Here is an 18,588-nt window from a genome sequence, read left to right as displayed (position 1 = left end):
CTACTCCCTATCGGGCTGCTGCAGGATCTCGACCTTCTGTACCCGATGATTCTCGACCTGCAGGGTACGCAGCTGATAGCCCTCCAGCTGCAGCACTTCGCCTTCCTGCGGAACGTGCTGCAGCCTGTCCATCAGTAACCCGGCCAGCGTGTGGTAGTCGCGCTGCTCATCCAGCGGCAACTTCACATAGAGCGCCAGATCCTCCAGCGGCATATGGCCGTTGGCAATCCAGTGACCTTCGCCCTGAATCTGAATATCGTAACGGGCATCAATTTCACCCGCCTCATTCGGCAGATTTCCGGCGATGGTCTCCATCACATCGCTCAGGGTCACGACGCCTTCTACCGAACCAAACTCATCGACCACAAACGCAAAGTGCGTATGCGCCTGGCGGAACTGTTCCAGCGCCTGCAGCAGCGTCAGCCGTTCAGGAAAGACCAGCGGCTGCCGGATAAGGGCGCGCAGGTCGAGCGAATGATGATGCAGTGACTGATGCAGCAGATCGATAACGTGGACCACGCCCAGGGGTTCGCTGGAGTTATTGGTGATCAGGATGCGCGTGTGCTGGTTGCGATCCAGCCGGGCCATAATCTCAGCCGGATCGTCACTCAGGTCGATATGCTCCACATCGTGACGTGAGGTCATGATGCTGTTGACGTGGCGCTGACCCATACCCAGCACCCGGGCAATCATCACCCGTTCCTGGCGGTTAAACAGCACGCTGGCATCGCTGTCCGCAATCAGTGACGAGGTTTTCGCATCCAGCTCTGCCGGTTCTGCCGCGCCACGCAGCATACGCAACACCGCTTCCGCCGTCCGCTGCCGGAGCGGACGACCTGCTGACAGCACCCGACGGCGATTGAAGTGCGCCAGCTGGTTCAGCGCCTCAATGATCACTGAGAAACCAATCGCGGCGTAGAGATACCCTTTGGGGATCACAAAACCAAACCCTTCCGCCACCAGGCTGAAGCCTATCATCAGCAGGAAGCTCAGACAGAGGATCACAATGGTGGGGTGGTTATTCACAAAGCGGGTTAAAGGTTTACTGGCGAGCAGCATCAGCAGAATCGCGATAGTCACCGCCAGCATCATGACCGGTAGATCGTTGACCATACCCACGGCCGTGATCACCGCATCCAGCGAGAAGATGGCATCCAGCACCACAATTTGCGCCACCACCGGCCAGAATTTAGCGCCGCCTTTTTGTTGACCGGACGCCTCATCATGACCCTCAAGCCGCGCATTTAACTCCGTCGTGGCTTTAAACAGCAGGAAAATCCCGCCTGACAGTAGCAGAAGATCGCGCGCACTAAAGGGGTGATTCGCCAGCGTAATCCAGGGCTCCTTGAGCGTAACCAGCCAGGAAAGCGAAGCGAGCAGCAGGATCCGGCACGCTAACGCCAGCAGCAGTCCGATGACGCGCGCGCGGTCGCGAAGCGGCCCCGGCAGCTTTTCAACCAGGATGGCAATGAAAATCAGATTGTCGATGCCTAAAACCAGTTCCAGAACGATTAGCGTTACTAATCCCGCCCATAGCGAGGGATCGGTAATTACCTCCAGCATCTCTTATTCACCTGAATGTCTTAAATTGCGTTTTCTCTGATGATAGTGGAGTGACAGGCCGGGCACAAATGGCAGGGCAGGGGAGAGGTGGCCGGGCCGGACCACGCGATTGTGCAAAATGTGACCATAAATGCGTGACGGTTTGATTAATTCCGCAAAGGGGAACAGAGATAATTCTGGGCCGGATTGTACCGGAAAGATGATATTCACCTGCCGGGCTTATGCGATTTATCTTATCGCGGGTATGGCATTAATCCGAATTGTGCGGAAAGGATTGCACTCTCTGTCCGGCATCAATACTAATTGCTGGTAGTCTTTTTCCTAAAATAGTCCAGGGATGGCGGGACCTGCTTGTAAACAAGCCAGTAATAACTAGTATAGCAACAAGTTAGCAAACTCTGCCCCAGAGTCGTAATTTGCGTAGCGATTCGACTTTACCCGTGATGTCACGAATAGGTAATTCATCATTCAACATCTGCATGATGCGTTACCGAAACGCTGACGCATTTTGGGGAGCAATATGAATGATGACAGCGATATTGGCAGCGACAGCCAAGGGCGGTAGCGTGCCTGAATCGCGTTTTTCGTTGATAAAATGAGCAGCGCTGGCGATGATTAAAGTCAGAGTAATCTGTTGGTATTCATCACAATATTATTGGTTTTATGGTTAAGATCATTGGCGTAAACGCCGCAGGAGCTCCCCTCAGAAACGGCTCAGTCTTGAGAGGTTACATCGCTCAACGATTAAACAGGCGATAGCCGTTGCGGGTTAAAGGAAATAAAATAAAGAGTTAAATATGCGCGATACAGAATTTACGTTTAAAAGTCTTATTACCAAATTAATGCTGGCCTGTTCAGATTTAATTTGTTTCAACGCAGCGTTATTTATAGCGATGATGCTAATTAATGTTCAGTCAGATTCGCCTCTGGCAGATATTTCTGAAAAAGAACTGCATTTAAAAATTGCTACACACATTTGTCTGTCAGTAATTTGTATTGGCTGGTTCTGGGTAAGGCTTCGTCACTATACTTACCGCAAACCTTTCTGGTTCGAATTAAAAGAAGTTTTTCGTACCATTCTGATATTTTCCGTCATAGACCTGTCGATTACCGCGCTGTCCCAGTGGCAGATGTCGCGCTTCGTCTGGTTGCTGACCTGGGTACTGGCACTGATTTTAATTCCGACCTGCCGCGCGCTGGCCAAACGTCTGCTGAATAAAAATGGCCTGTGGAAAAAGCAGACCATCATTATCGGCAGCAGCAAAAACGCGCACGAAGCCTGGCAGGCGCTGCAGAGCGAAGAAGTGATGGGTTTCGACGTTATCGCCTTCTACGATGTCGACGGAACCTGTCCGCAGGAGATCATGAACGGCGTGCCGGTGCTGCGTGATGAGCAGGAGCTCTGGAGCCTGACCAGCAGCGAAACCCAGTTTATTGTGGCCGTTGAGTATGAGCAGAGCCAGTATCGCGACATGTGGCTTAAGTCGCTGGCGATGCACAACTGCCGTTCTGTTTCCGTGATCCCGACCCTGCGCGGCGTGCCGCTCTACGGCACCGACATGGCCTATATCTTCAGCCACGAAGTGATGATCCTGCGGGTTCAGAACAACCTGGCAAAACGAACTTCGCGCTTCCTGAAGCGGACGTTCGATATCGTGGGCGCACTGTCAATTATCCTGATGCTGATGCCGGCGCTGCTGGTACTGGGCTTCCTGGTGGGCCGTGATGGCGGACCGCCGATTTATGGTCACGAACGTGTTGGTATGAATGGCCGCAAATTTAAATGTCTGAAATTCCGCTCGATGGTGATTAATTCCAAAGAGGTGCTGGAAGAGGTGCTGCGCACTGACCCGGTTGCTCGTGCGGAGTGGGATAAAGATTTCAAACTCAAAAATGATCCCCGTATTACTAAAGTGGGCCATTTCATCCGTAAAACCAGTCTCGATGAGTTACCTCAGCTCTGGAACGTGGTGCGCGGTGATATGAGTCTGGTCGGCCCGCGTCCGGTCATTGAAGATGAACTCTGTCGTTATGCAGGCGATGTTGATTATTACCTGATGGCTAAGCCGGGCATGACGGGATTGTGGCAGGTCAGCGGTCGTAATGACGTTGACTATGAAACCCGCGTCTATTTCGACTCGTGGTATGTAAAAAACTGGTCGCTGTGGAATGACATCGCCATTCTGTTCAAAACAGTGGGCGTGGTATTGAAACGCGACGGTGCTTATTAATCGTGAGTCGGGAGCGTGTTAACGCACGCTCAGAGGGGTTGGGCCGTTGTCAGGCGTGTCGTTGTTCGTGGCCATCATCAGGGATATCGTCGCGCATCATGAGTCCGATATGATGCGTAGCGTTTCGGGTAGACCCTGACAGATGGTTATGACGTATAACAAGTGGAGCAAGGATAATGAACGACAGGTTCAGAGCTTAAGTCAGCCAGGATTTACTTTTTGTTGGACGCTTACACAGCGGCGGTTTCGCCTCTATCAATAAATAACTGATAGCGAAGATCTAAATGATTACAATCAAAATGAAATTGATACCCTTGCTGGTATCCGCCACAATCCTCAGCGGGTGTACGATCGAACCCGGTCAGCATCTTTCTACATCGGGAAAAAATGTTGTTGAGCAGCAGGATAGTAACTTTGACATCGATAAATATGTCAACGTCTTCCCGTTAACCCCTTCGCTGGTTGAGAAGATGCGTCCGAAGCCACTGGTGGCCCAGACCAATCCTTCTCTGCAGAACGAAATTCAGAACTACGAATACCGTATCGGTGTGGGCGACGTCCTGACGGTGACCGTCTGGGATCACCCGGAACTGACGACCCCAGCGGGTCAGTACCGTAGCGCCAGCGACACCGGTAACTGGGTGCACTCTGATGGCACCATCTTCTATCCCTACATTGGCCGTGTGCGTGTAGCGGGCCGTACCGTGGGTGAAGTGCGTAACGAAATCGCGCGTCGCCTGGCACAGTACATTGAGAGCCCACAGGTCGATGTCAGCATCGCCTCCTTTAAATCGCAGAAAACCTACGTCACCGGTTCGGTCACGACCTCAGGTCAGCAGCCGATCACCAACGTGCCGTTGACGGTGCTGGATGCAATCAACGCCGCAGGCGGCCTGGCCGCCGATGCGGACTGGCGTAACGTCGTGCTGACGCATAACGGCCGCGAACAGCGCATCTCGCTGCAGGCCCTGATGCAGAATGGCGACCTGAGCCAGAACCACCTCCTCTATCCGGGCGATATCCTTTACGTTCCGCGTAACGATGACCTGAAGATCTTCGTGATGGGTGAAGTGAAACAGCAGACCACCCTGAAAATGGACCGCAGTGGCATGACGCTGGCGGAAGCCCTGGGCAATGCGGCGGGGATGGATCAGACCACCTCTGACGCCACCGGTGTCTTCGTTATTCGTCCACTGCACGGCACCGATCGCAACAAGATTGCCAACATCTATCAGTTGAACACCAAAGATGCGGCATCCATGGTGATGGGAACCGATTTCCAGCTTCAGCCTTATGACATCGTCTATGTCACCTCAACGCCGCTGACGCGCTGGAACCGTGTGATTTCGCAACTGATACCAACCATCGCCGGTATCAACGATGCGACACAGGCCGCATCGCGTATCCGTACCTGGGGAAGATAAGGTCCGTCCATGATTACGTCCGTGCTCGTCGTTTGCGTCGGCAACATCTGTCGCTCTCCTACCGGAGAGCGGATGTTTAAACGCGCGTTGCCTGATTTAGATGTCCGCTCGGCCGGCCTGGGGGCGCTGGTTGGCCACCCGGCCGACAGAATGGCGTCTGAGGTCGCTGCGGCGCAGGGTCTGTCGCTGGAAGGACATCAGGCGCAACAGTTGACGGCAGAGATGTGCCGCAACGTTGATCTGATTCTGGTGATGGAGAAGCGGCACATCGATCAGGTGAACCGCATCGACCCGGCAGCACGGGGTAAAACCATGCTGCTTGGACACTGGCTGAATCAAAAAGAAATTGCGGATCCGTACAGAAAGAGCCGTGAGGCCTTTGAAGAGATTTACGGGTTACTGGAAAACGCTACCCAGAAATGGGTCAACGTATTAAGCCGATAGTTGGGATTATCCATGAATATAAAAAATAAGGTCAGTACCGCGCCGGGAGAGGATTCGAATGGATGGGATCTGGCGCATCTTGTGGGACAGCTAATTGATCATCGCTGGATCATTGTTGCCGTTACCGCTTTTTTCATGCTGGCGGGAACACTCTACACACTCTTTGCAACACCGATTTATAGCGCCGATGCGCTGGTTCAGGTTGAGCAGAAGAATGCCAGTACCGTTCTGAACGAAATTGACAGCATTCTGCCCCCGACGCCTGCGTCAGATACTGAGATCGAGATTCTGGAATCCCGTATGGTCATCGGTAAAACCGTTGACGATCTGGGTCTGGATACCGTGGTTGAGCAGAACTACTTCCCGGTGATCGGTAAGGGTCTCTCCCGCCTGATGGGTAACAAGCCCGCCACGATTGCGATTTCGCGCCTGGAAATCCCACGCACTATCGACAAACGTAACGTTGAACTGGAAGTGACCGGCCCGGACAGCTACACCGTTTCTAAAGATGGTGATGAGCTGTTCAAAGGTAAAGTAGGTCAGCTGGAGTCGCACGGCGACGTCAGCATGCTGGTCAGCGACATCAAAGCTGACGAAGGCACCAGCTTCACTGTAACCAAGCTGAACGATCTGCAGGCTATCCGCTCTGTGCTCTCTAACCTGACCGTGGCAGACAAAGGTAAAGATACCGGCGTTCTGGGTCTGGAGTATCTGGGTGAAGATCCGGATCAGATCAGCAAAGTGCTGAACCAGATCGTGAACAACTATCTGCTGCAGAACGTTGAGCGTAAATCAGAGCAGGCAGAGAAGAGTCTGCAGTTCTTACGCACTCAGCTGCCTGCCGTGCGCAGCAAGCTGGATGAAGCGGAAGATAAGCTGAACACCTTCCGTCGTCAGAACGAATCGGTTGACCTGTCACTGGAAGCGAAGTCTGCACTGGACTCTTCTGTCAGCGTCCAGAGCCAGCTGAACGAACTGACCTTCCGTGAAGCCGAAGTTTCTCAGCTGTTTACCAAAGATCACCCGACTTACCGCGCGCTGCTGGAAAAACGCAAAACGCTGGAAGGTGAGCAGGCGCAGCTGAACAAGAAAATTTCGGCCATGCCACAGACTCAGCAGGAAATTCTGCGTCTGACCCGTGACGTTCAGTCCGGTCAGGAGATCTACATGCAGCTGCTGAACCGTCAGCAGGAGCTGGGCATCAGCAAGGCGAGCACCGTGGGTGATGTCCGCATCATCGACAGCGCGCAGACCGCTAATGCGCCGGTTGCACCGAAGAAACTGCTGATCATCGCGGCAAGCCTGATTGCAGGTCTGTTCGTGTCAGTGGGCCTGGTGCTGCTGAAAGCCCTGCTGCATCACGGCATCGAAAACCCGGATCAGCTGGAAGAGCTGGGCATGAACGTCTATGCCAGCGTGCCGCTCTCTGACTGGCAGCGTAAGAAAGATACCGAGGCTCTGGCGCGCCGTGCCAGCAAGTCGAAGGTGAAGACCGACCCGCATGAAACACTGCTGGCGCTGGGTAACCCGACTGACCTCTCCATCGAAGCGATTCGTAGCCTGCGTACCAGCCTGCACTTCGCGATGATGGAAGCCAAAAACAACATCCTGATGATCACCGGTGCCAGCCCGGGTATTGGTAAAACCTTTATCTGTGCCAACCTGGCGACCCTGATTGCGAAAGCCGGTCAGCGCGTCCTGTTCATCGATGGCGACATGCGTCGTGGTTACACCCACGAACTGCTGGGCGCAGAGAACAAAGCGGGTCTGTCAAACGTCCTCTCTGGCAAAACTGAGTTCAGCCCGGCGCTGATTCAGCAGGGTGTTTACGGATTTGATTTCCTGCCACGCGGTCAGGTGCCACCTAACCCGTCTGAGCTGCTGATGCACCGTCGCATGGGCGAGCTGCTGGACTGGGCGAGCAAAAACTACGATCTGGTATTAATCGATACGCCACCGATTCTGGCCGTCACCGACGCCTCCATCATCGGTAAGCTGGCGGGTACCTCGCTGATGGTGGCGCGCTTCGAAGCCAACACCACCAAAGAAGTGGATGTCAGCTTCAAACGCTTCGCCCAGAACGGTATTGAGATTAAAGGTGTGATCCTCAACGCCGTGGTGCGTAAAGCCGCCAATGCGTATGGCTACGGTTACGACTACTACGCCTACGACTACGGTAAGACAGAGAAAAGCTGATTACTGAGCAATAAACAGGGGGCGGTCTGACCGCCCCTTTTTATCGTCTCTCTGAATGACGACACGCAACAATTTACACAGGTTATTCTGTCCAACCCAGATAAGCGATGAATCTATACATCGCATGGCGAACGTCACTCAACAGAATTCATTACCAGCATGGCATCGCCTGCACACCGATTGTCACCGTGCTGACAGGCTTGCTGAAAAGCCAGCCGGGAAGGCGAAGCGGGATTATTGCTGGCATGAGCACTTGTGGAATTAAGGAATCACACCATGGCTCCATATTGGTATGTATCAGGTTTTTTACTGCTGCTTTCACTGTTTGAAATCGCGCTTAAAAAAGACGAACGCACAAATCATGTTCTGACCTGGCTGCTCTGTTTTGCCGCCGTTGTTTTAATTATTTTCGGGGGGATCCGCGGTCTCGGCACCGGCATGGATGACTTCCAGTACCGCAGTTTCTTCGAAGACTTTGTCCGTCGTATCGAGATCAATGGCTTTTTCAAAACCGTGGCGTTTTTCCGCTACGAACCGCTGATTTTTGTGACTGCCTGGCTGACCAGCCTGATTTCGCATAATGCCAGCATCTTCCTGTTTGTCTTCTGCGCCATCGCGGTTTCCATTAATACTTACTTTTTCAGAAAGATGTCGCCCTATCCGGTGCTGGCACTGGTGCTCTATTCGGCGCACATCTTTATCAACAAAGATATTAACCAGATTCGCTTTGGCCTGAGTTCTGCGCTGTTCCTCGGCGTATTGTGGTCGATCTATCTCAGGCACTACTGGTGGGCGTTCGTCTTCTTTATTCTCTCGTTCACCAGCCACAACACCGGTGTCATGGTCGTCACGCTGATTCCATTCCTGTTTATTCGTGACTGGCGCTGGTGGCCGGTCATTATCATCGTTGCCAGTCTGCCGCTGTCCGTGGTGGGGGGATCGAGCTTTATTGCCCTGATCGCCGGGCATCTGGGTTCGCTGGGGGAGAGGGCGTCGGGCTATAACAATGACCCCTCCTACGCCATGGGTGGCAGCATCCTGGCCGTGTCGAACCTGAAAAACATCATGCTGGTCTTTGTCTTCTTCTATTTCATGCTGACCGATGAGCTGAAGCGGGAAAACTATGCGCAGTATCGCCTTAACTACCTGCTGATTCTGAGTTTTGCTATCGGCGGCGCGATCAGGATCTTCCTCTACAACTTCCCGTCAGGTTCGCGTCTCTCCAACTACCTGCAGCAGGTGGAGCCGATCATCCTGACCTCGCTGATCTACCAGGCCAGACGATCCTGGAAGCCCGTGCTGTTTGGCATGCTGGTCTTCTTCCTGCTCTATTACCTCTACTACAACACCATTTCGACCAAACAGGCGGTAACCGGTTATGAAGTGGCGCGGGAGTTTTGGTTGATCCATTAATTAACCCGATGACCGGCCTGGTGTGAAAAGCGTCACGCCGGGCCGGCCATCGGTCAGAACACCGGTTTTTCATCGACCCTTGTCGGATGAACGGTCTATTTTTGAACTATTTTAATGAGGTGCTGGCAATGAAGGACATTCGTTTCTCCATCGTAATTCCGGCTTATAACGCGTCAGAATCGATTGTCACGACGCTGGATTGCGTTAAAGCACAGACGTATCGCAATTTCGACGTCATCATCGTGGATGACAAATCGGCGGATGCGGCGGCGCTGGCGGAGGTGGTTCGCAGCGAACGCTATCAGGATCTCGACATCAATCTGGTGCTCTCTGAGGTCAAACTCAACGGCGCGGGCGCGCGCAACAAAGGCATTGAGCTGGCCACCGGAGATTATGTCAGCTTCCTTGACGCCGACGATGAGTGGGCCGCCGACAAACTGCAGCAGGTCAGTGAAAAAATTGCCCGGCTGGAGGCCCAGGGCAAACAGAACTTCATTATTTTCAGCCAGGTGAATATCTATCAGGATGGGTCCTTCCTGAAGGTGATGCCGATGCAGCCACCGGGCAAAAATGAGACCGTCGCCGAATATCTGTTTGGCTGCTACGGCTTTATCCAGACCAGCACCATTGTATTGAAGCGGGAAGACGCGGCGAAGATTCAGTTCGATACCCGTTATATCCGCCATCAGGATTATGACTTCTGCATTCGTGCCGACCGCATGGGCTATGAATTTGTGATGATCGCCGCGCCGCTGGCGAACTACCATCTGATCACCAAATTTGGCTCGAAACACAAAGGCGAATCGGTAAAGTATTCGATGTTCTGGCTCGATGCTATGAAACCGCATCTTACCCCGCGTGATATTCACACCTACAAAGCCTTTAAGCTGCCGCTGCGCTACAAGATGGATGGCAAATCGCTGATGGCCAGCCTGAGCTTTGCTCGCTACTTCTTCCTCACCAATAAAGACAACCGTGCTTATTTCATGAACCGTGTCCGCGACAAGGTCAAAGCGCGTTTTGGCGGTGAGAAAGCGATCTCCTGACGCGCAGCGCGCCTCGACTCGCTCCTGAAGCCAGGAGCCCCTCTCTATTTCATTACATTCAGGGTTGAAGATGAATACTTCTGTTGGAACCGTTGGCATTGTCATGCCGATGTATAATGCCCGTCAGACGGTGTTACGCGCTGTGCAGTCGGTGATCAATCAGAGCTATACCGACTGGCACCTCTATCTGGTGAATGATAAATCGACCGATGACTCGCTGGAGTTTGTGCGTGAACATTGTCAGGACCCGCGTATTACTATTCTCGATAACGCGGTCAACATGGGCGCCGCCGAGACCCGCAATGTCGGGCTGCGTGCCGCCACGGAAGAGATTATCGCCTTTCTGGACAGCGACGATGAGTGGCATGCGGACAAACTGACGCAGCAGGTGGCCGCCATCGCTGCCGGCGACGATTTCGTGATCACCGAGTATCACTACAAAACCCGCAAGGCCGAGCACGACATTACCTACGGCAAACCCTATCTGCAGCAGGAAAACTTTGTGAAGAAACAGTATCGCGTCTGTTTCTCCTCGGTCTGTTTCCGCCGTCCGCCGCAGGGGCTGTTCTTCCAGCGCAAAGGCCATGAAGATTTCCTGTTTTTGTATGAATTATTCACCCGCTATAAGCAGGCGCGCGTAATTCAGACGATTCTGGTCAACTATTACGAATTAGGTGATTCCCTTTCCCGTAATAAGAACAAAGCCGCCCAGTGGCACCTTGAATTATTAAGAATTATCTATAAAAACAATCCTTTAAAAATCTATTACTATTACGCCTGGTATATGGTGAATGGTGTGCTGTTTACCCTTAAGCATCGTTAAGCCCGTCGGCAGGATTGTCTTTAAAATTTGAGGTGGATAGCGTTTCATGAAAAAAATTGTCCTGGTGATCAAAGATGCTTATTCGTATGCGGGCACCGAAAACATCTGTAACTTTATGTCAGAGTGTCTTGGCGAAACGCACGACGTCACCATCTACTCGCTGGAAGGCAGCGGAAAAACCTTCTATCCGTTTGAACATGTCAGAGAGATTGTCAGCTTTGAAGGGCAGAGCAACCCGATTAAGAGCGCGGTCACCCGGATTAACAGAGAGGGGTTTGATACCGTCTTCCTGATCAGCATGGGTCGCCTGAGCGTGATGTTCGCCTTCTGGAACCTGCTTGCGATGAAAAAGAAGCGGGGCAAAGCCTACGCCTGTGAACACATCGCCATTAACTCCTTCAGCAAACCGATCAGGTTTCTTAAGTTTCTGCTGCTGCGCTACTACGACCGCGTGATCGTGCTGACCGAAAAAGATCATCAGGTGTTCAGCCGCTGGCGCATTCCGAGCATGCCCATCCCCAATCCGGTGGTTTACAAAAACTATCCGCGTCAGACCCGTCATCGCCAGGCGCTGGCGGTAGGCCGTCTGGATAATCAGAAGGGCTTTGATCTGCTGCTGGATATCTGGCGCGACTTCGCCCGCAACCATCCGGACTGGACGCTGGTCATCGCCGGTGACGGCGAACTGCGTCAGCAGCTGCACGACCAGGCGGCCGTGCTGGGCATCACCGACAGCGTGAAGTTTGTCGGCAAGGTCAGCAACATCAATGACTACTACCGCGACAGCGACATGGCGCTGATGACCTCGCGCTATGAAGGCCTGCCGCTGGTGCTGCTGGAGGCCAAATCCTGGTCACTGCCGGTTGTGGCGTATGACTGCCCGACCGGCCCGCAGGAGATCATCAACCACGGTGAAGATGGCTTCCTGGTGCCGATGAATGACAAAGCGACCTTCCTGGCCCGAATGGAGCAGCTCGCCAGCGATGATGCGCTGTTCTATGCCATGAGCGAAAAAACCAAACAAACCGCGCTGAAATTCGACGGTAATCAGATCAGGCAAAGCTGGCTGTCACTGGTTTAACCGGAGCTGGAAAAGCTCACTTGCGACGTGCCTCAGGGACACCGCCATGGCCACTGGCCTTATTGACTACGGGAATTGATGCATGAAAAGAAGAGAAGTTTTACAGACCGCCGCCTCCGCCCTGGTGGGGGCTCTCTCCGTGAGCACCTTTTCCAGCTATGCGGCTAAAAGTAACGGTATTGCCCTGAAGCCGGTTGACGCCACGGATGTGCCAAAAGGCGACGTACCTATTCTGACGCCGGAAAACGTCTACGCTATGCCCCCCCAGTTCTGGCAGGGCTTCGAAGGGAAACTCTGGATCGGTAAAGCCGGGACGGATGCCAGCAAGCCGGGTAATCAGATCCCGGTTTACCTGCGTGATGCCAGCGGCAAAGTGTCGCAGATCGCCCAGCCTATCGCGCTGAATAAAGGCAACTTTGCCCAGTTTATCCAGGACAACGCTGCGCTGATTGCCGACCCCTCGCACTCCATGGCGGTCGAGGACAGCAACGGTCAGACGCTGTTTAACATTACCGACGTGAGCCGTCCGGGCGCGGCAGATTTCAGTCAGCGTCTGGCACAGCCTGCGGGCTATCAGCTGATTGGCGAGATCCCCTCTGTGGCGGAGCTGCGCAAGACCCGTCCGCTGTTTGAAGGCGCCAAGGTGAAGCTGAAAAGCTGGCACGAAGGGCGGGAGGTTGGCGGCGGTGAGTTCGTCGGCAGCTTCCAGACCGCGCAGAACGATGGCGGCGTAAACTTTTCCGGTGAAGGCTTTTACTGGCGTCGTGTGGTTGACGATTTCAACCGCCTGACGCTGTTCGATTTTGGTGCGATTGCTGACGGTAAAACCGACTGTGCGCCCGCCATTATGGCGATGTTCCAGTGGTCGCAGCAGGCCAACCAGCAGATCTGCGTCCAGTTCCCGGCGGGTACCTTCATGGTCTCCGCCTGTAACCTGGGCGACAAGTATCTCAACTTCTTCCGCATCTCTGGTGCGATGGTGAACTTCGGTTACTTCCCGGCGACCACGATCGTCTCCGATGGTAAGTCCGATTTCGTCTTCCAGATGAATGCCCGTCGTGTTGAGCTGTCGAACCTGATTTTCAACGGCAACAGCGATAAAAGTCCAAACCAGCAGGGCTTTTTCCACAACACCTGCCCTGGCGGACAATATTTCCGCGGGGCCTGCCTGCGCTTTAACGCCGTCGGCGGCACCGCCATCAGCCTGCAGGACACCCTCGACTGTAAGATCGACCAGTGGTACGCCTCACGCTGCAGCGGCGATGTGATCAAGTCGGGCTGGTCAGGTCAGAAGCAGGGCAAATGGGACCACAGCACGGCGATCGAGCTGTCGAACTTCAACGCGCAGCACTGTCGCGGCGGTAAAGTCCTGAACCTGCCACGCTGCGGCCAGTCGATTATTCACAACGGCTGGATTGAGCATTGCGATAATCCGGGCGATCTCTCCAACGGTCAGTGGATCGTCGATGCGCTGAGCCTGGAGGATTGTAAGAATCCGCTGATCGCCCATAACACCCGTCTGAACATGCGGCAGACCAGCCTGCAGTCCGGCAGCTGGATCGACAACTCCATGCAGGGCGAGCGTCTGCTCAGCATCTGGGAGATGGGCTCAACCCGCGTGGAGTCCTGGGGCGTCGCGCTGGATGGCAGCCTGAAATATAACTACCTCACGTCGCGCTGGCGGCTGGAGAACAACACCAATCAGGAAACCTGGTTCGATCTCGGCTCGCTCTATTCCCCGACGGTAGGGGATTCGTGGGAGATCGAAATCTTTGGTCAGTCGCAGTTCAGCAACGGCAGCGGCGACAAGCCACTGATGAACCTGATCGGGGACAAGACTACCGGCGGCCGCGCGGTCATCCATGTGCAGCGCAAGAAAGATCGCTCAGAAGCGAGCTGGTCAGCAGAGGGCAGCTCGCCGGTTATTGATGTTCGTTATGTGGCCGAGCATGACACCGATGTCCGAATCTTCGTCAAACTGGCTGGCTGGACGCCATCGGCCGGCGTGCTGGTGAAAACCAACGGTAAAGATCGCTTTGTCACCGGCCGCTGCGCGCGGATTAACGCCCGCATGGAAAAATCCAATCCACCTGCGGGCGACGCCACCAAACGCGCGCCGCAGCGCTTCAGTCTGCACAACGGCAAAGCGGGCGTGGGCGCGAACGAGCAGGGCGATCTGCTGATGGCATCCCGGCCGCTCTCCGCCGATCAGGTCGACACCAGCAAACCGGAAGGCTTTGTTTCGGTGGTGATCAACGGCAGGCAGGTCGCACTGCCTTATTTCGCCATTAAGTCTTAACACTTTGCAGGACGGCCGCCACAACGGAGGCGGCCGGGTCAGACAGGAGCACTACCTTTGGGTGCGTTATCCCGTAAAGCATTACTTTAATCAGAGTCCATTTTGCCCATTTCGGATCCGGGCGGCTTAGAGAATTAAAAAAAATTCATTCGGAGTTGTTATGAAAATTTTATTGGTGGGTAACCATACGTGTGGGAATCGCGGGGATGGCGCGATTCTTCGTGGACTGATCGATTCGATGCGGTCCGCACGCAGTGATTTAGACATTGATGTGATCAGCCGTTATCCAACCAGCTCCGGTTATCTGCTCCAGCAGGATATTCAGCAGGATGCGCTCTACCTGCACAACAGTAAGTCAGGCAAGGGCCTGGTCGGTTCGTTTAAGCGTAAGGTTGCCAACCGTCTGATGCCTGACATCATGATGGCGCATCTGGGCAAAGGCGGCGTCTTTAAGTCGTTTGCCGTGCCACCGCACCTGAAAGCCTTTACCGAAAGCCTGGCAAAATATGATGCGATCATTCAGGTGGGCGGTTCGTTCTTCGTCGATCTCTATGGCGTGACCCAGTTTGACCACGCGCTCTGTGCGCTGATGGCGAAAAAACCGATCTACCTGATCGGCCACTCGGTCGGACCTTTCCAGAACCCGCGCGTCAATGCGCTGGCGAACTTTGTTTTCGACCGCGTTGACAGCCTGGTGCTGCGTGAATCCGTCAGCCTCGATCTGATGAAGCGCGATGGCGTGACCAGCTCGAAAGTAGCCCCTGGCGTTGATACGGCCTTCCTGGTGCGGGCGCGCGAGGTGGAAAATCCGAGCCATAACCTGCTGCACTGGCAGGGCATTATCGACGGACGTAAAACCATCGCCATCACCGTGCGTGAACTGGCACCGTTTGATAAACGTCTGGGCGTGACACAGAAAGAGTATGAGGCGGCATTTGGTCGGGTGATCAACGCGATGATCGCCGAAGGCTATCAGGTCGTGGCGTTCTCGACCTGCACCGGTATCGACAGCTACGCCAAGGATGACCGCATGGTCGCCCTGACGCTGCGCGACCACGTGACGCAGCCCGAACATTATCATGTCATCATGGATGAGTTTAATGACCTTGAGCTGGGTATCCTGCTGAGCCACTGCCATCTGACCATCGGCACGCGCCTGCACTCGGCGATTATCTCCATGAACTTTGGCACCCCGGCCGTGGCGATCAACTACGAGCACAAGTCGATGGGCGTCATGAACCAGCTTGGTCTGCCACAGATGGCAACCGATGTAAAAAGCCTGATGGATGGCTCGCTGATCGACAAGGTCAAAACTGTCCTTGCCGACTACGACAACATCAAGGCGAAGGTCGACACGGCCGTTGCGAATGAAAGGGAAATTGGCAACCGGATCACTGAAGAGATTCTTAAAGTATTAGGGTAATGTGATGAAACTGACTTTTTTCACCATGCGTTTCCCGGTTGCCTCTGAGACATTCGTTTTAAATCAGGTAACCCACTTTATTGATGCCGGTTACGAGGTGGAGATTATTTCAGTCTTTCCCGGCGATTTAGTGAACCGGCATGCCGCGTTTGACGAGTATGGCCTGGCGGCCAAAACCCACTATCTGCTGCCGGAAGAGAAGATCTCGATCGTCGATAAGCTGAATCAGCGCATCAGGCTGGTTCTGCCTAAAGTGACGAAGCCTTCGCTGCTGCGTTCACTGAATATGCGCCGCTACGGCGCGCAGTCCAGCAAACTGCTGCTGCCGTCGATTGTGGCCAATGCGAAACAGGTCTTTACCGCCGATGTGTTTCTGGTGCATTTCGGATATGCCGGTGCGCTGGCGAACAAGCTGCGTGAACTGGGCGTGCTTCAGGGTAAGCAGGCGACCGTGTTTCACGGTGCCGATATCTCCCGCCGCCATATCCTGGAAGAGCACAAGCTAGACTACGTCAATCTGTTCCGTCAGAGCGAACTGATGCTGCCAATCAGCCACCTGTGGAAGAACAAGCTGATTGAGATGGGCTGCCCGCCGGAAAAAATCCATGTCACGCGCATGGGCATCGAGCCGGAGAAGTTTAATTTCCAGCCCCGCCAGGCGTTTCAGAAACCGCTGCGCATCGTTTCGGTGGCGCGTCTGACCGAGAAAAAGGGGCTGGATGTGGCCGTTAAAGCCAGTGCCATCCTGAAGCAGCGTGGCGGTCAGTTTCAGTACACGATTATCGGCAACGGCGACCAGGATGAGATGATGCGTGACTTCATCGCCCGCGAGGGAATGGAAGATTGCGTCAGCATGCCAGGCTTTAAGCCACAGGAGGAGATCCGTCGTGCGCTGAGCGAGGCGGACATCTTCCTGCTGCCCTCCAAAACCGCCGCAGATGGCGATATGGAGGGTATTCCGGTCGCGCTGATGGAGGCGATGGCGGTCGGTCTGCCGGTCGTTTCAACCTTCCACAGCGGTATCCCCGAGCTGATCGAGAACAACGTCTCCGGCTGGCTGGTGGATGAGGATGACCCCGAGGCGCTGGCGGAGACGCTGCTGAAGCTCTCTCAGGGTGAGGTGGATGTGGCGCCGGTGGTTGCGGCGGCGCGCCATAAAGTTGAGACTGAATTTAATCAGCATATCGCCTATGGCGAACTGGCGCAGATTCTGGAGCGACTGGTGTGAGTGGATTTAAGTCACAGGCGATTTGGCTGTTTGGCAGCACCTGCTTCTCGGCGGTGCTGCAGGTTGCGCAGCTGAGCTTTCTCGCCCGCAAACTGGAGACCCACGAGCTGGGGCTGCTGGCCATCATCAACGCCATCCTGGCGGTGGCGGGGGTGCTGCAGGATATGGGGATGAGCAGTTATCTGGTGCATCGCCAGAACATTACCCGTCGCGAGCAGAGTACCATCTACTGGGTGAACGTCTCGCTCAGCTTGTGTACCGGCCTGATCATGCTGCTGATCGCCTTCCCGGTCTCCTGGTTCTATCATCTGCCGGAGCTGACAGGGTTGATCATGCTGACCAGCCTGAACTTCCTTGTGCTGGGGCATCTGTCGCAGTATCAGGCGCATTACATCAAAACCAAGCGGATGGTATCGCTGGCGAAGATCGAGATGGGCACCAAGCTGTTGGCCTTCCTCTGTGTGGTAGCGATGCTGGAGTTCACCTCGCTGACGGTAGCCGCGGCGATTCTTGGTCTGTTTATCAACGCCTTTACCCGTATCCTCTGCATGATTGCGCTGGGTGAGAAGTCGTGGCGTCCGACCTGGGAGTTCGACAAGGCGACCTTCTTCGGTGCGATTCGTTACGGCAGCTACCAGCTCGGCTCACAGACCATCAACCAGCTGCGCACCCAGGCGGATGCACTGGTGGTCGGTAAGGTGATGGGGGCCGAGATGCTGGGCGTCTACTCGCTGGCGAAAGAGCTGGTGCTGCAACCGCTGAAGCTGGTGACGCCGGTGATCAACCGTCTGGCGCTGCCGCGCTTTGCGGAAAAGCAGCACGACCCCGAGCAGCTGAAGAAGCTGTTCCTGAAGGGGACGCTGGGTATCATGCTGTTCAGCAGCGCCATGTACCTGGCGATTGGCATCCTCTCACCGGTTATCGTCCGTCTGCTCTACGGCCCGTCACATGAGCAGGTTTATCACCTGATTCCGCTGATGCTGCTGTTCGGGATGCTGCGGCCGATGGGCGGCCTTACCGGGGCGATTTCGCAGGCTAACGGACGCACCAACGTTGAGTTCTACTGGAACATTGTGGCGAGTATCGTGGTGCTGGCCGTTCTGGCAACCACCTTTATCTGGCCAAACGTGCTCTATGTTGCGCTGACGCTCTCTATCTCGCAGATCCTGATTTCCGCCCTGGCGCATCCGTTCTTTATCAGGCCGGTAATTGGCATTCGGTTTATACCCTATGCCCGCCAGTGGGTCGCGGTGTCGGTGGTGTTTGTCGGCGTAATGCTGCTGGTTAATCACTTTAATCTGTTTGTGATGCCAGAGTGGTTTGAGGGCTGGCTGTAATCACCAGATGAATATATTTGCGGGCGACCTCCGGGTCGCCCGTTTTCATTTATGGCTGGCCTCAGCGACGTCGTGCGCAT

Annotated in this window: 13 protein-coding genes; 12 read left to right on the top strand and 1 reads right to left on the bottom strand. The window is 54.5% G+C overall.

The genetic code is table 11. The features are described 5' to 3' along the window. On the bottom strand, positions 1 to 1,563 hold the full coding sequence (locus ACNY69_RS05325; RefSeq protein ID WP_111139192.1) for a TerC family protein: 1,563 nt from the start codon (positions 1,561 to 1,563) through the stop codon (positions 1 to 3). A 797-nt stretch (positions 1,564 to 2,360) separates the two neighbouring features. Here ACNY69_RS05325 and wbaP point away from each other — a divergent pair. The 12 genes from wbaP to ACNY69_RS05265 all read left to right on the top strand — a co-directional run bounded on the left by wbaP (position 2,361) and on the right by ACNY69_RS05265 (position 18,508). Further along, complete coding sequence (gene wbaP / locus ACNY69_RS05320; RefSeq protein ID WP_111139193.1) at positions 2,361 to 3,794, top strand: undecaprenyl-phosphate galactose phosphotransferase WbaP; 1,434 nt, start codon at positions 2,361 to 2,363, stop codon at positions 3,792 to 3,794. A gap of 284 nt (positions 3,795 to 4,078) precedes the next feature. Next, entirely contained in the window at positions 4,079 to 5,218 is a 1,140-nt protein-coding gene (locus ACNY69_RS05315; RefSeq protein ID WP_111139194.1) for a polysaccharide export protein, read from the top strand. Positions 5,219 to 5,227: 9 nt separating this feature from the next. Then, complete coding sequence (locus tag ACNY69_RS05310) at positions 5,228 to 5,662, top strand: arsenate reductase/protein-tyrosine-phosphatase family protein (RefSeq protein ID WP_111139195.1); 435 nt, start codon at positions 5,228 to 5,230, stop codon at positions 5,660 to 5,662. A gap of 12 nt (positions 5,663 to 5,674) precedes the next feature. Further along, positions 5,675 to 7,858: a tyrosine-protein kinase Wzc gene (gene wzc, locus ACNY69_RS05305; RefSeq protein WP_111139208.1), complete on the top strand. Its 2,184-nt coding sequence runs from the start codon at positions 5,675 to 5,677 to the stop codon at positions 7,856 to 7,858. Positions 7,859 to 8,134: 276 nt separating this feature from the next. Further along, the gene (locus tag ACNY69_RS05300) at positions 8,135 to 9,271 is read left to right on the top strand and encodes an EpsG family protein (RefSeq protein WP_111139196.1); all 1,137 of its coding nucleotides are present in this window, start codon (positions 8,135 to 8,137) and stop codon (positions 9,269 to 9,271) included. A gap of 128 nt (positions 9,272 to 9,399) precedes the next feature. Then, positions 9,400 to 10,317: a glycosyltransferase family 2 protein gene (locus ACNY69_RS05295; RefSeq protein WP_367395630.1), complete on the top strand. Its 918-nt coding sequence runs from the start codon at positions 9,400 to 9,402 to the stop codon at positions 10,315 to 10,317. 70 nt (positions 10,318 to 10,387) lie between these two features. Then, positions 10,388 to 11,140 carry a glycosyltransferase family 2 protein gene (locus ACNY69_RS05290; RefSeq protein ID WP_293771777.1) on the top strand — a complete coding sequence of 251 codons (753 nt, stop codon included), beginning with the start codon at positions 10,388 to 10,390 and terminating at the stop codon, positions 11,138 to 11,140. 46 nt (positions 11,141 to 11,186) lie between these two features. Further along, complete coding sequence (locus ACNY69_RS05285; protein WP_367395628.1) at positions 11,187 to 12,221, top strand: glycosyltransferase family 4 protein; 1,035 nt, start codon at positions 11,187 to 11,189, stop codon at positions 12,219 to 12,221. 82 nt (positions 12,222 to 12,303) lie between these two features. Next, on the top strand, positions 12,304 to 14,520 hold the full coding sequence (locus ACNY69_RS05280; RefSeq protein WP_418797527.1) for a phage tailspike protein: 2,217 nt from the start codon (positions 12,304 to 12,306) through the stop codon (positions 14,518 to 14,520). A 160-nt stretch (positions 14,521 to 14,680) separates the two neighbouring features. Then, the gene (gene wcaK, locus ACNY69_RS05275; protein ID WP_111139199.1) at positions 14,681 to 15,943 is read left to right on the top strand and encodes a colanic acid biosynthesis pyruvyl transferase WcaK; all 1,263 of its coding nucleotides are present in this window, start codon (positions 14,681 to 14,683) and stop codon (positions 15,941 to 15,943) included. Positions 15,944 to 15,947: 4 nt separating this feature from the next. Next, complete coding sequence (locus tag ACNY69_RS05270; protein ID WP_111139200.1) at positions 15,948 to 17,171, top strand: glycosyltransferase; 1,224 nt, start codon at positions 15,948 to 15,950, stop codon at positions 17,169 to 17,171. Continuing rightward, a complete protein-coding gene (locus ACNY69_RS05265; protein ID WP_367395626.1) occupies positions 17,168 to 18,508 on the top strand; it encodes a lipopolysaccharide biosynthesis protein in 1,341 nt (446 codons plus the stop codon). Before ACNY69_RS05270 ends, ACNY69_RS05265 begins: the two co-directional genes overlap by 4 nt. Positions 18,509 to 18,588 lie beyond the last annotated feature (80 nt).

The organism is Pantoea graminicola (assembly GCF_048452665.1).
Classification (GTDB): domain Bacteria; phylum Pseudomonadota; class Gammaproteobacteria; order Enterobacterales; family Enterobacteriaceae; genus Pantoea.
The sequence above is the reverse complement of the archived record's forward strand: the minus strand, read 5'-3'. Positions and strand labels throughout refer to the sequence as shown.